Source organism: Cryobacterium flavum, from assembly GCF_900103805.1.
In the GTDB taxonomy this organism is placed as follows: domain Bacteria; phylum Actinomycetota; class Actinomycetes; order Actinomycetales; family Microbacteriaceae; genus Cryobacterium; species Cryobacterium flavum.
In genome coordinates this window covers 303,011-316,511 of the sequence record NZ_FNIB01000003.1, presented here as the reverse complement: position 1 = coordinate 316,511, position 13,501 = coordinate 303,011, and the positions used below count along the sequence as shown (strand labels likewise).

Here is a 13,501-nt window from a genome sequence, read left to right as displayed (position 1 = left end):
GCGCTGGCTGCGGCTCGTTCGGTCGGTCGAAGCCGGCCGGCCGCCTCACCGCCGCCTCATCCGCGTACTTTTTCGAGCGAGGCGAGCAGCTGGGGCACGATGCGGTTCACATCGCCGCAGCCGAGGGTCACGACGAAGTCTCCGTCGCGGGCGATGCTGGCAAGGTAATCGGCGGCATCCTGCCAATCGGGCACGTAGGCGACGTGGGACGGGTCGCGGAATCGTTCGGAGACGAGCGCACCGGTGACCCCGGGCTCCGGGTCTTCGCGGGCGCCGTAGATGCCGAGCACGATGGTCTGGTCGGCGAAACTTTCGAGGGTCTCGGCGAATTCCCGCGCGAACAGACGGGTGCGGCTGTACAGGTGCGGTTGGTGCACCGCGATGATGCGCCCCTCACCGACCACGGTGCGGGCGGCGGCGAGGGCTGCGGCCACCTCGGTCGGGTGGTGGGCGTAGTCGTCGTAGACGCTGACACCGCCGACCGTTCCGTGCAGCTCGAACCGGCGCTGGGTGCCGCCGAACCCGGCGATGGCATCGAGGCTGGCCGCCGGGTCGAAGCCGAGGCCGACCAGCACGGCGAAGGCGCCGGCCGCGTTGATGGCGTTGTGCTTGCCGGGGATTCGCAGGGTCGCGTTGTAATCCTGACCACGCCAGGAGACGCTGAAGCTGACCGGACCCGTCGTGGTGATGGAGTGCACGCGCACGGTGGAATCCGGGTGCTCGCCGAACGTCATGACGCGGGCGGCGGCATCCGCTGCGCTCAGGCCCGCGGTGATGGCCCCGGTGACCCGTACCGCGCCGACGTCGTCGGAGGAGATCACGACGAGCTCCGTTGCGTTGCGGCTGAATTCGACGAAGGCGGCCTCGAAGGCTTCGAGGGAGCCGTAGTGGTCGAGGTGGTCTGGATCGACGTTCGTGACCAGGGCAACGGCCGTGTGGTACAGCAGAAAGGAGCCGTCGGATTCGTCGGCTTCGACCACGAACAGGTCGTCGGTGCCGCTGGCGGAATTGACTCCGAGCGATTCGATCACGCCGCCGTTGACGAAGCTGGGGTCCTGGCCGAGGCCGAGCAGACCTGTGACGATCATGCCGGTGGAGGTGGTCTTGCCGTGCGCACCGGCCACCGCCACGAGCCGGTGCGCTCGAATGAGCCAGGCGAGGGCTTGCGCCCGGTGCAGCACCGGAAGGCCGCGTTCATTGGCGAGCACGTACTCGGGGTTGTCCTGCCAGAGCGCTCCGGTGACCACGAGGGTGTCGGCGTCACCGACGTTGGACGCTTCGTGCCCGATGAACACGGTCGCACCGAGATCGCGCAGCGCCGTGACGTTGGGCGAGTCCTTCGCGTCTGAGCCGGTGACGGTGTAGCCCTGGTCCAGAAACAGACGAGCAATACCGCTCATGCCCGATCCCCCGATGCCCACGAAGTGCACACGTCCGAGCTGGTCGGGAATGGTCAGAGTGAGGTCTGGTGCGATCACGGTTGTGCTCTTTCTCGATAGCAGTTAGAGGCAAATAAAACAGATGCTGCGGGAACTACGTTACGCGTGCGAACGCCCGATGGGCGCGAGCGCGCCCTGCACCAGGTCGAGCATGCGGGCCGTTCCATCACGCGCACCAACGGATGCCGCCCCCCGCGCCATAACGCCCAGCCGCGCCCGGTCACCCAACAAAGTCACCAACTCACCCTGAACGAAGGCCGGCACGAAGTCCGCATCAGCGATCACCACGCCCCCTCCCGCTGCCAGCACGGGCGCGGCGTTGAAACGCTGTTCACCATTGCCGACCGGATACGGCACGTAGACCGCCGGAATACCGAGCGCACACAGTTCGCTCACCGTGGCAGCGCCCGCGCGCGTCACGGCGAAATCGGCGGCGGCGAGGGCGAGATCCATCCGGTCGCAGTACGCCAGCAGGTGGTAATCCGGCAGCTCGGGGTCGGCGACCTCGGCTTTCGACCCGGTGATGTGCAGCACCTGCCACCCGGCGGCCGCGATCTCCCGCGCCGAGGCGACCATTGTGGCGTTGAGTGTGCGAGCACCGAGCGACCCGCCGGTGACGAGCAGCACGGGGCGTTCCGGGTCGAGGCCAAAAAACGCCAGCGCCGCGGGCCGCGCCTCCACCCGGTCGAGTTCTTCGATTTCGGGCCGCAGCGGCATGCCCACGAACCGGGCGTGCCGAATTGGCGTGCCGCTGAAGGCGACTCCGACGTGCCGGGTGAAGCGAGCGCCGAGTTTGTTGGCCAGCCCGGGCCTGGCGTTGGCCTCGTGAATGACGATCGGCACCCCGGCACGGCGGGCGGCGAGGTAGGCCGGTGTGGAGACGTACCCGCCAAAACCGACGACGACATCGACGTGCCTTGAGCGGATGACGTCTCTCACCAGTCGCACGGCGGCGCTGAAGCGCGGCAGAAAGCGCAGGGCGGCCCGATTCGGGCGGCGCGGAAACGGCACCCGGGGAACGACGATGAGTTCGTAGCCGCGCGCGGGAACCAGGCGAGCCTCGAGGCCCTCGGCGGTTCCAAGAACCAGCACCGTGGCATCCGCTTCAAAAAAACGGATGCGGTCGGCGACGGCGAGCAGGGGGTTGACGTGGCCGGCGGTTCCGCCGCCCGCGAGAAGGTACGTGGTCATGCCCGGTTAGCCTCAATGGAGTCGGTGAAATCGTTCTGGGGTTCGCTCGAGCGGTCACCGCGCGCAAAGGAGAGCACGATGCCGATCGCGACCAGGGTGGTGAGCAGAGCGGTGCCACCGGCCGAGATCAGCGGCAGCGGTACGCCCAACACGGGGAACACTCCGAGCACCACGCCGATGTTGACGAAAGCCTGGCCGATGATCCAGACCATGGCGGCGGCCGTGGAGACCTTGGCCTGCACGGTCGTGGCGGTGCGCATGACGCGCAGAAAGGCGAAGGCCAGCAGAATGAACATGCCGAGCACGACTATGCAGCCGATCAGGCCGAGCTCTTCGCCGATGATGGCGAAGATGTAGTCGTTGTCGGCGGCTGGCAGCCAGGACCATTTGGCCTTGGAGTTGCCGAGGCCGACGCCGAAGACGCCGCCGTTGGCCAGCGCCCAGGTGCCGTGCAGCGGTTGCCAGCAGCTCGAGGAGATCTCACCGCTCAGCTCGGTGCAGCCCTCGTTGAGAAAGCTCATGATGCGGGTCAGACGGTTGGGGCTGGCAATGGCCAGAACGATAGCGCCACCCACTCCCACCAGCAGGGGCACGGCGAGCAGGCGCAATTTGACGCCGGCGAAGAACAGAGCGCCGAACAGAATGCCGGCCATGATCATGGTGGTTCCGAGGTCGCCGCCGATCATGACGAGCAAAGCGGCGCCGCCACCCACCCCGAACACCGGAATGAACACGTGCTTCCAGTCGTCGAGCTGGTGCTGTTTCTTCGATAGGATCACACCGAGCCAGATGACCAGGGCCACCTTGATGCCCTCGGACGGCTGGAACTGAATGCCGAAAATGTTCAGCCAGTTGGTGTTACCGCCGGTACCGCGGCCGAGCCCGGTAGCCACCACCAGAAACTGAAAGAAGCAGGTGATGAGCATCGCCGGCCAGGCCACGCGCCGCCAGAACGCGAGCGGCAGTCGGCTGACCACGAGCATGAGCGGAATACCGATCAGCGCGAACATGCCCTGACGCAGCAGTCCGCCGAAGAAGCCCATGTCGGCCAAAAACGAGTCCACCGACGACGACGACAGCACCATGACGAGGCCGAAGATCACCAGGAACAGGGTGGTGCCGAGCAGCAGAAAGTAGTTGCCGCCCTCGGACTTGAACACCCGCCCGAGGTTGATCCGCACCTGTGGTCCGCCCGGGCCGTCCGATGCCGCCGGTTTTTCGGGTGCCCCGGGCGGGCGCCCCGCAGCGGCACGGGAACCGGAGGCCGGCCGTGATCCGGGCGTGGATCGTGAACCGGCAGCAGGTCGTGAGCCGGAGGCCGACGCCTGCGCCTGCGTGGTCGGCCGGGTGCGGGAGGAGGGGTTACGCGGCACCTGTACCATCCGCGTCACCTACCCAAAAAGTCGTGTACTGCCTGATTGAAAAGTCGCCCGCGTTCGACATAGCTCTCGAATTGGTCCATCGATGCGGCGGCAGGTGCCAGCAGCACCGTGTCACCGGCCCGAGCGAGTTCGGCGGCCAGCCGCACAGCCCGCGTCATGACTAGTTCAGTGTCGTCCGGGTCGATCTCATACACGGTCAGGTCGGGGGCGTGTCGCGCGAATGCCTGGCGTAATGCCAGGCGGTCCACGCCGATGATGATCGCGCCGCGCAACCGGCCGACGTGCTTCTGCACGAGCTGGTCGATATCCACGCCCTTGAGCAGCCCGCCGACCAGCCAGACCACCGACTCGTACGCGGCCAGGGAGGCGTCGGCGGCGTGCGGGTTGGTGGCCTTGGAATCGTCGACCCACTCGACGCCGTCGCCGATGGCGACCGTTTCGATGCGGTGGGCGTCGAGGTGGAAGGTTTCCAGCGCCGTGTGAATGGTGGCCGGCAGGGCTCCGTACGAGCGCGCGAGGGCGCTCGCGGCAAGCACATCCATGATCACGTGCGGCGCACCGAGTCCGGCCGCGACCAGGTGCGGCACGGTGGTCAATTCCAGGGCGCGTTCGAACCGGTCCTCGAGAAAAGCGCGGTCGCAGACGATGCCGTCGACGATGCCCAATTCGCTCGGTCCGGGCACGCCGAGGCCGATACCGATGGCCCGGGCGCCGTCCTGCACGTCGGCGTCCTGCACCATCGCGAGGGTCGCGGCATCCGCTGTGTTGTAGACGCAGGCGACAGCCGTGTTCGAGTAGACCTTGGCCTTGGCAGCTCGATAGGCCTCGGCCGACCCGTGCCAGTCCAGGTGGTCGTCGGCAACGTTCAGGCAGAGGCTTGCCCAGGGCCGCAGGGCGCCCGGACCGCTCAACGGCAGGTGGTGCAGCTGGTAGCTGGAGAGCTCAACGACGAGCACGTCCCAGCCGGCGGGATCGCGGATGGCGTCGAGCACGGGCACACCAATATTGCCGCAGGGGGCGACGCGGCTGCCGTGGGCGGCGAGCATGCTGGCGGTGAGCTGCACGGTGGTGGTCTTGCCGTTGGTGCCGGTGACGAGCAACCACTCGGCAGGCGAGCCGACCTTGTCGCGCAGCCGCCAGGCCAGTTCGATGTCGCCCCAAACTGGCACGCCGTTCTCGTGCGCCCAGACCAGCAGTGGGTGGTCGGGGTGGAAGCCGGGCGAGACGATGATCACGTGCGGATGTTGCGCCGCGAGTTCCGCGGGCACCTCGCGCAGGTCAGCCTGCACGAACGGCACGCCGAGCACCGTGAGCAGGTCGAATCGTTCGTCGGGGCCGGGCGACGCGAGCACGAGCACGTCGGCGCCGAGTTCGGCGAGGGTGTCGGCGGCGGCGAAACCGGTCACTCCGAGGCCGAGCACGGCGACGCGCAGGCCCTTCCAGTCGGCGTGCCAGCTGGTGAGTGTGTTCAGGCGATCAGCGTCGCTCATTAGCGAGACAGCCACTCGAGGTAGAACGACCCGACGCCGGCGGCGACGAGCAGGCCGCCGATGATCCAGAACCGCACGACCACCGTGACTTCGGCCCAGCCCTTGAGTTCAAAATGGTGATGGATCGGGCTCATCAAAAAGATGCGTTTACCGTGGGTGATTTTGAAGTACGCACGCTGCACGATCACGGATCCGGCTTCCATCACGAAGAGGCCGCCGATGAGCACGAGGAGCAGTTCGGTGCGGCTGAGAATAGCAAGGGCGGCCAGCGCGCCACCGAGGGCGAGCGACCCGGTGTCGCCGAGGAAGATCTTGGCCGGTGAGGTGTTCCACCAGAGGAACCCGATCAGCCCGCCGACGATGGTCGCCGAGACGATGGCGAGGTCGAAGGAGTCGGGGCCGAGGTAACACTTGAACTGGTCTGAGGCATCCGCTCCCCCAAAACAGCTCTGGTTGGACTGCCAGAACCCGATCACGACGAAGGAACCGATGGCGAAAATGGAGGCCCCGGTGGCGAGGCCGTCGAGGCCGTCGGCTACGTTGACCCCGTTCGACGTCGCGGCGACGATCAGGCAGATCCAGAGCAGGAACACGGCGATACCGATGAAGGTGCCGAGTTTCATGAAGTCCAGCGGCAGGTCGCGAATGAACGAGATGCTGGTCGAGGCAGGCGTCTGGCCGTTACGGTCGACGAACTGCAGCGACAGCACACCGAAGGCGCCGGCCACGATGACCTGCCCGAGTACCTTCGACCAGCCGCCGAGGCCGAGGCTGCGCTGGTTGCGGGTCTTCAGAAAGTCATCGAGAAAACCGACCAGGCCGAGGCCCACCATCATGAACAGAACGAGCAGCGGCGACGGGGTGAACGGTCGTTGTTCGATCAGCATGGCTGTGAAATAGCTGATCAGCACGCCCAGAATAATGATGATGCCACCCATGGTGGCGGTGCCGCGTTTGGCGTGGTGACTCTTGGGGCCGTCGTCGCGAATGAACTGACCCCAGCCTAACTTCTTGAACAAACGAATGAACAGCGGGGTCAGAAACAGGGTGAACGCGAGCGAAAACGCTCCGGACAGCAGAAGGACTCTCACGAGAACAAGTCTCCCAGTCGATCGCCGAGGAATCGCAGACCCGCGGAGTTGGATGACTTCACGAGCACGGTGTCCCCCGGATTCACGCTGGTGCGCACGAGTTCGAAGGCTTCGTCGGGCGTGTCGACATACGCCGATTCGCCGTCCCAGGACCCCTCGTTGATCGTACTGATGTGCATGCGGCGGGCGGCGGGGCCGACCACGATTATCTGGGAGATGTTCAGGCGCACGGCGAGCAGTCCGACGCGATCGTGCTCTTCACCGGCTAGTGCACCGAGTTCGGCCATCTCGCCGAGCACCGCGATGGTGCGCCGTCCCGGAGTGCCGATCTGGGCGAGCGTCTTGAGCGCTGCGCTCATGGAGTCGGGGCTCGCGTTGTAAGCGTCGTTGATGACGGTGACGTCATCCTTGCCGCCGAGCACCTCCATGCGCCAGCGTTCGGCCCGGGTGGTTGCCTCGAGAGCGGCGACGATATCACCGAGTGATACCCCGAGCACCTCCGCAGCGGCGGCCGCGGCGAGGGCGTTCATCACGTGGTGCTCCCCGAGCACCGGGAAGGTGACCGGTGCTCTCTGCCCGCTCGCCAGGTGCAGGGTGAAGGTGGTGCCGGTCCGTCCGGAGTGCAGGTCGCTCGCCCGCACATCAACCTGACCATATTCGCCGAAGCGAACGACACGGGCCGGGGTCATCGCCTGCATCTGCGCGACGCGCGGATCGTCGGCATTCAGCACCGCGACATCCGTGGGAAGAAGGTGGGTGACCATCTCGGATTTGGCGCGCACGGTGGCGTCGAGGTCGCCGAACTCGCCGGCGTGGGCGAGACCGATGGTGAGCACGATGCCGACGTCGGGGCGCGCCAGACGCACGAGGTGCGCGATGGCGCCCTCGCTGCTGGCACCCATCTCGATCACCAGGAAACGCGTGCCCGGGGTCACCTCGAGCATGGTCATCGGCGCGCCGACCTGGTTGTTGAAGGAGCCGCGCGGGGCGACGGTCGGGCCCACCCGCTCGAGCATGCTGCGGAGCAGGTTCTTGGTCGTGGTCTTGCCGTTGGAACCGGTGACCGCCACGATCTTGAGCGCTCCGTCAGCGCGCACGCGGGCGACGACCGTGGAGGCGAGGGCACCGAGTGCGGCGACGACGTCGGCGACGACGATCTGGCTGACCGGCAGGTCGAGCAGGCGTTCCACGATGAGCAGCGCGGCGCCCTGCGCGGCGGCGACGGGCGCGAACACGTGCCCGTCGGTGACGGCGCCGGGCTTGGCGACGAAGATCGAGCCGGGTTCGATCAGGCGGGAGTCGGTCTGCACCGATCCGTCGATCAGGTCAGCGGCGGTGGCCGCGCCGGTCAGGTGCAGCGCACCGTCGACGGCGTGGCTGATCTCGGCCAGGGAGAGGGCGATCATTTACAGCCACCCAGCGTCGCGGAGCGCCTGGCGGGAGTCGTCCCTGGCCGAATACGGCAGTTTCACGCCTTGTACCTCGTGGTAGTCCTCGTGGCCTGGGCCGGCGTACAGAATGGTGTCTCCTTCGTGTGCGAGTGACAACGCCGCACGGAATGCCGTACGGGGGTTGGCCACCTCGTAGAACTCGCCGTCTGGCACGGCGTCGCGCGCTGCTTTCAGCAGTACGGCGCGGATGCTCGCGGCGTCTTCAAATCGCGGGTGAAAGTCGGTCACGACCACGATATCGCTGCCCTGGGCTGCAATTCGGCCCATATCGGCGCGTTTCGTGGTGTCGCGGTCACCGTCGGCGCCGAACAGCATGATCAGCTTGCCCGGCGTGAACTTGCGCAGGGCCGCGAGGGTGTTCAGGAACGCATCGGGGCTGTGTCCGTAGTCGATGTAGACGAGCGGGCCCAGGTCGCCGGAGATGCGCTCGGCGCGCCCGGGGATGAACGCGACGATGCCGCCGTCGCGGTTCAGCGTGTGCTGGATCGCGTCGAGGTCGAATCCGCTCTCGACCAGCATGACGATGGCCAGGGCGGCGTTGGCGGCCATGTACCAGCCGAGCAGCGGCACCCGGGTGTGCAGGCGGCGACCGTCGGGACCGTCGAGTACGAAGTCGGTGTGGGACGCGGTTTCACCGACCACGGTCATGCGCCAGTCGGCGTCTACATCGGCCCGGTTGGTGATGGTCGTCACCGGAATGCGGCATTCGTCGGCGACGCGGCGGCCCCAGTCGGTGTCGACGGTGATCACGCCGCGGTGCGAGCGGTCGGGTTGGAATAGCTCGAGCTTGGCCTGGAAGTAGTCGTCCATCGCGGCGTAGTCGTCGAGGTGGTCGTGGCTGAGGTTGGTGAATGCGGCGATATCGAAGACGAGGCCGTCGACCCGGTAGCGGCTGAGGGCCTGCGCCGAGACTTCAATGCCGACGGCGCGCACTTCGGCCTCGTTCATGCGGGCCAGCAGGGCGTGCAGTTCGCTGGCTTCGGGCGTGGTCAGCGAACTCGTGACGGCGAGGTCGCCGATACGACGTTCGGCGGTGGAGGTGAGTCCGGAGACGACGCCGAGTTGGTTCAGGATGCCGAACAGCAGGTAGACCACACTGGTCTTGCCGTTGGTGCCGGTGACGGCGAACAGGGTCGCGGGATTGTCGTCGGTGCGGTAGATCCAGGCGGCGACGGCGCCGAGCGCGGCGCGGGCATCCGGTGTCAGCAAAACCGGCAGGCCGCTGGCCGCGGCGAGCAGCGCTCCGGCCTCGTCGGTCAAAATAGCCACAGCCCCGGCTTCAGCGGCCGCCGCGGCGAAGGTGGCACCGTGCTGGTGTGCCCCGGCAACGCCGACGTAGAGGTCGCCTGGTTGCACCGTGCGCGAACTCAGGCTCACTCCGGTGACTTCGAGACCGTCGATGTCTCCACGTAGTTCCAGATCAAATTCGGCAACCAATCCCGACAAGGACCGCGGAACGGGGTGCTCGGGACGGAGAGCCGACGGCGCCAATTCAGACACGCAGGGCTCGCTTTCTTACCAGGTGGAAGGGAGGTCAGGCGCAGTCGCGCCCGAGGGAACCGCCCGGTACTTTTTCAACACCTGGCTCATGATCTCCTGGAAGACCGGAGCCGGTGCGGCAGACGTATTCAGTTTAACAGGGTCGGCGATGTTGACCGAGACGACATACTGTGGATCGTCGGCCGGTGCGAAGCCCGACACCGACACCAGATACCCGTTAGAGTACCCGCCCTTGCCGTCCGGCATCTGCGCTGTTCCGGTCTTGGCGGCCACGCGGTAGCCCGGAATGTTCCACTTACTCTGCACCCAGCTCTTCTGGTACACCATCTCGAGCACGTCGCTGGTTTCGTTCGCCGCCGTCTCGGACAGCACCCGGGTTCCGGTGGCATCGGGCACGTTAGTCATGGTGCCATCAGCCTGACGGCAGCCCTCGACCAGCTGTACCGGCATGCGAACACCGTCATTGGCGATGGTCTGGTAGATGCTCGCGACCTGCAGCGCGCTCGTTGTCAGACCCTGTCCGAACATGGTCGCGTAGCTGGTCTGGTTGTCCCACTCGTCGACCGGGTGCAGAATTCCGCCGTCTTCGCGCGGAAAGCCAGTTTCAGTCGGGGTGCCAACGCCGAACGCCTTCATGTAGTCGTAGCGCTGCTGGTCGGTGAGTTTCTCACCGAACTTGGACATGCCGGTGTTGCTCGAGTCGATCAGCACGCCGGTGAGGGTCATGTTCTGGTCCGGGTGCGAATGGCTGTCATTGATGTTCGCGCCGTTGGCCGGCAAATACCGGTAAGGCGCGACGATTCCGGTCTGCAGGGTGGCGACGCCGGAATCGAGAACGGATGCCGCGGTCAGCGCTTTGAAGGTCGAGCCGGGTTCGAAGGATTGGGTGAAGGCCCGGGAGCCGCGGTCTTCGGGGTTCTCGGTACCGCCGACGTTGTTCGGATCGACCGAAGGGTAATCGGCAACGGCGAGGAGCTTGCCGGTCTTGGCGTCCAGCACGACAGCGGTCGCCCAGGCCGCCCCGGTTTCCTGCGCCCGGGCCGCGAGGGTCTGCTGCACGAACCACTGGAGGTCGGAGTCGATGGTGGTGACGACGTCACCGCCGTCGACGGCGGCGGTGCTCGTGACGCTGCTGCCGGGGATGCGCACGCCGTCGGCACCCTTTTCGTAGGTTTCCTTACCGTTGGTCGAGGCCAGGCAGGCATGCTGCCCGGATTCGAGGCCGGCCTGCGGCACGCCCTCCCCCGAAAGATAGCCGAGCATATTGCCGGCGACGGCGCCGTTCGGGTAGACCCGACTGGGGCTGTTCTCCGAGTAGGTCCAGGGAATGTGCAGGTTTTGCACGGCACGGAGTACGTCGACATCGACTTTCTGAGCGATGTAGGCGAAGTTGGCCTCGGCGTTTGCCTCGAGGGCGGTGGAGATGGTCAGCAGAATGGCGTCGCCGGTCTGGCCGGTGGCGGCACCGATTTCGGCGGCGGCGTCGGCCACCGAGATTTCGACCTTCTTACCGTCGACGGTTCGTTTGAAGGGCGTCGCGTTCACGGGCGACATGGTGATGTTGTACCGCATGACCGTTCCGGCCAGCACGACACCGTTGGTGTCGACGATCTCGCCGCGGGAACCGTAGACGACCTGGCCGACCGAGCGGTTTCCTACTGAGTCTTTGGTGAGCGAATCGGCCTGCACGACCTGGATATCGACCAGGCGCACCAGGAACACGGCGATGACGGCGAACAGCACGAGGATGGTGACAAGCGTGCGACGACGGCTGGACCGCGAATTGGTCGGGTTGTTTCGGGCACTACTGCTTCGGGTATTGCGCACGCTCATCTGCCCATCATGGTCGAGTCACGGAAACTATCGGGTAGTGGGCGCCGCGAGTCCCGCAGGAACTACCGGTGCGCTCGTGATCGCAACAGCACCGGCGGCCGCCGGATCCGCCGGAAGCTGTGACAGCAGGGTACTGCCGTTCAGCAGGGCGTTGGGAACAAGGCTGGCCGCTCCGGCCTGCGAGCCCGACGCCGAGGCCGGAGCGCCCAAAACAGCGCCGTCAGAGAGGCGCAGGTAGACGGGGTTGGAGTTGCTGACCATGCCGAGGCCCTCAGCGTTGGCGGCGAGGCTCTGCGGGGAGGATACCCGCACGAGGTCTTCGCTCACGCTCGCGGCCGTGCGGCCGAGTTCCGACTGACTCGACTGCAGGCTGGAGATTTCATACGCGCCCTGGGAGATGCCGACGCTCAGCAGCAGCTGGGCGACCATGATGGCAGCCATGCCTGCTACCGCGGTGAGGGCGTAGAAGATGCGCGGGCGGGCACGGCGGCTCGGCGTCGGCGAGACCAGTCGAAACCCACGCCGTGCCGGTGCGCTGGTCTCGAACGGTTCAGGTTCGAAGGAAAAGGCGACGCGTGCCAGGTTGTCGCTCATGCGGCGGCCCTTCTCAGTCGAACAGCAGCGCGCAGCCGAACCGGCGTCGCGCGGGGGTTGAGTGCTTTTTCTTCGTCGGAGGCCAGTTCGGCACCGCGGAGCAGGAGGGTAAACAGCGGCTTGTGTTCGGGCAGTTCCACCGGAAGCCCGGCCGGAGCGGTGGAGCCGGATGCCGCGGCGAGTGCCCGCTTAACGATGCGGTCTTCGAGTGACTGGTAGGCCATGACGACGATGCGGCCACCGACCTGCACGCGGTCTAGCGCAGCCGGAATGGCCCGTTCGAGCACGGCCAGCTCCTGATTGACCTCGATGCGCAGCGCCTGGAACACGCGCTTGGCCGGGTGGCCGAGACGCTGGATGGCGACCGGGGTGGCCTTGGTGATCACGTCGACCAGTTGCGCGGACCGCACGAACGGTATCGTTTCGCGGGCTTCGACGATGGCCTTGGCATACCGGGCCGAGAGTTTCTCTTCGCCGTAGTCCTGGAAAATACGCTTGAGATCGCGTTCGCTGTAGTCGGCGAGGATGCTCTCGGCGGTGAGGCCGGCTGTGCCGTCCATGCGCATGTCGAGCGGGGCATCCTTGGAGTAGGAGAAACCGCGTTCGACGCGGTCGATCTGCAGGCTGGAGACGCCGAGGTCGAAGAGGACGCCGGCGACCTCGGTGATACCGAGTCCGTCGAGCGCGTCGCCGATACCGTCGTAGACGGTGTGTACGAGGTGCACCCGGCCTGCGAATCCCTTGAGGCGCTCTTCGGCAATAGCGAGGGCCTCGGTGTCGCGGTCGAGGCCGACCAGGGTTAGTTCCGGAAAGCGCGAGAGGATCGCTTTGGCGTGGCCGCCCATGCCGAGTGTGGCGTCGACGAGCACGGCGCCGGGCTTTGTGAGTGCCGGAGCGAGCAGCTCGACGCAGCGTTCGAGCAGCACCGGGGTGTGGATTTCATTGCTGGGGATTTCGTTACTGGCCATAATGCCGGGCTAGTCCGTGAGGTCTGATTCCCCTCCATTTCGTCCTGGCACCGGGGAAGTGTGTCAGGGCAAAACGGCTGGGAGTCAGGCGCCAGGGGCTAGAAAAGTCCCGGAATCACCTCCTCCGTCGTGTTGGCGTACGAGGTTTCCTGCTCGGCGAGGTAGGTGGCCCACGCTTCGCTGTCCCAAATCTCGACTCGGCTGCCAGCACCGATGACGGTCAGTTCCCGGTCAAGCCCCGCATAGCTGCGGAGGTTGCCGGGGATGGTGACGCGGTTTTGTTTGTCGGGTGTTTCCGAACTTGCGCCCGACAGGAACACCCGGAGGTAGTCGCGAGCCTGCTTGCTCGTGACCGGCGCCTGGCGGATCTTGTCGTGCAGGGTTTCGAATTCGCGGGTGCTGAACACGTAGATGCAGTGTTCCTGCCCCCGCGTCATCACCACACCGGTGGAGAGCTCTTCCCGAAACTTCGCGGGAAGAATAATGCGACCTTTTTCGTCGAGCCGGGGGGCGTAGGTGCCAAGGAACACGCTCACCCCTTTCTTCCGGCCAGATTCAGGTG

General features: G+C 66.2%; 11 protein-coding genes. All 11 read right to left on the bottom strand.

The annotated features are described in order from the left end of the window. Positions 1-56 precede the first annotated feature (56 nt). The gene (murC, locus tag BLS91_RS05765) at positions 57-1,478 is read right to left on the bottom strand and encodes a UDP-N-acetylmuramate--L-alanine ligase (RefSeq protein ID WP_092339766.1); all 1,422 of its coding nucleotides are present in this window, start codon (positions 1,476-1,478) and stop codon (positions 57-59) included. A gap of 60 nt (positions 1,479-1,538) precedes the next feature. After that, complete coding sequence (locus BLS91_RS05760; protein ID WP_092339765.1) at positions 1,539-2,630, bottom strand: UDP-N-acetylglucosamine--N-acetylmuramyl-(pentapeptide) pyrophosphoryl-undecaprenol N-acetylglucosamine transferase; 1,092 nt, start codon at positions 2,628-2,630, stop codon at positions 1,539-1,541. Beyond that, on the bottom strand, positions 2,627-4,012 hold the full coding sequence (gene ftsW / locus BLS91_RS05755) for a putative lipid II flippase FtsW (protein ID WP_092339764.1): 1,386 nt from the start codon (positions 4,010-4,012) through the stop codon (positions 2,627-2,629). Before ftsW ends, BLS91_RS05760 begins: the two co-directional genes overlap by 4 nt. Before the next feature lie 5 nt (positions 4,013-4,017). After that, positions 4,018-5,502: a UDP-N-acetylmuramoyl-L-alanine--D-glutamate ligase gene (gene murD, locus BLS91_RS05750; protein ID WP_092339763.1), complete on the bottom strand. Its 1,485-nt coding sequence runs from the start codon at positions 5,500-5,502 to the stop codon at positions 4,018-4,020. Then, positions 5,502-6,593 carry a phospho-N-acetylmuramoyl-pentapeptide-transferase gene (gene mraY, locus BLS91_RS05745; RefSeq protein ID WP_092339762.1) on the bottom strand — a complete coding sequence of 364 codons (1,092 nt, stop codon included), beginning with the start codon at positions 6,591-6,593 and terminating at the stop codon, positions 5,502-5,504. The genes murD and mraY overlap by 1 nt, the downstream gene beginning before the upstream one ends. Then, entirely contained in the window at positions 6,590-7,999 is a 1,410-nt protein-coding gene (locus BLS91_RS05740) for a UDP-N-acetylmuramoyl-tripeptide--D-alanyl-D-alanine ligase (RefSeq protein ID WP_092339761.1), read from the bottom strand. The genes mraY and BLS91_RS05740 overlap by 4 nt, the downstream gene beginning before the upstream one ends. Beyond that, positions 8,000-9,544: a Mur ligase family protein gene (locus BLS91_RS05735; RefSeq protein WP_092339760.1), complete on the bottom strand. Its 1,545-nt coding sequence runs from the start codon at positions 9,542-9,544 to the stop codon at positions 8,000-8,002. A gap of 15 nt (positions 9,545-9,559) precedes the next feature. Then, positions 9,560-11,377, bottom strand: a complete 1,818-nt coding sequence (locus tag BLS91_RS05730) for a peptidoglycan D,D-transpeptidase FtsI family protein (RefSeq protein ID WP_092339759.1) — start codon at positions 11,375-11,377, stop codon at positions 9,560-9,562. A 27-nt stretch (positions 11,378-11,404) separates the two neighbouring features. After that, the gene (gene ftsL / locus BLS91_RS05725) at positions 11,405-11,971 is read right to left on the bottom strand and encodes a cell division protein FtsL (RefSeq protein ID WP_092339758.1); all 567 of its coding nucleotides are present in this window, start codon (positions 11,969-11,971) and stop codon (positions 11,405-11,407) included. Beyond that, on the bottom strand, positions 11,968-12,939 hold the full coding sequence (gene rsmH, locus BLS91_RS05720) for a 16S rRNA (cytosine(1402)-N(4))-methyltransferase RsmH (RefSeq protein WP_092339757.1): 972 nt from the start codon (positions 12,937-12,939) through the stop codon (positions 11,968-11,970). Before rsmH ends, ftsL begins: the two co-directional genes overlap by 4 nt. 98 nt (positions 12,940-13,037) lie before the next feature. Then, a complete protein-coding gene (gene mraZ, locus BLS91_RS05715; RefSeq protein WP_092339873.1) occupies positions 13,038-13,469 on the bottom strand; it encodes a division/cell wall cluster transcriptional repressor MraZ in 432 nt (143 codons plus the stop codon). Positions 13,470-13,501: the final 32 nt, after the last annotated feature.

Excerpts from the sequence above, each read along its gene's own strand:
- BLS91_RS05760 (WP_092339765.1), bottom strand. The coding sequence starts at position 2,630 with ATGACCACGTACCTTCTCGCGGGCGGCGGAACCGCCGGCCACGTCAAC.
- ftsW (WP_092339764.1), bottom strand. The coding sequence starts at position 4,012 with ATGGTACAGGTGCCGCGTAACCCCTCCTCCCGCACCCGGCCGACCACG.
- murD (WP_092339763.1), bottom strand. The coding sequence starts at position 5,502 with ATGAGCGACGCTGATCGCCTGAACACACTCACCAGCTGGCACGCCGAC.
- BLS91_RS05740 (WP_092339761.1), bottom strand. The coding sequence starts at position 7,999 with ATGATCGCCCTCTCCCTGGCCGAGATCAGCCACGCCGTCGACGGTGCG.
- BLS91_RS05730 (WP_092339759.1), bottom strand. The coding sequence starts at position 11,377 with ATGAGCGTGCGCAATACCCGAAGCAGTAGTGCCCGAAACAACCCGACC.
- ftsL (WP_092339758.1), bottom strand. The coding sequence starts at position 11,971 with ATGAGCGACAACCTGGCACGCGTCGCCTTTTCCTTCGAACCTGAACCG.
- rsmH (WP_092339757.1), bottom strand. The coding sequence starts at position 12,939 with ATGGCCAGTAACGAAATCCCCAGCAATGAAATCCACACCCCGGTGCTG.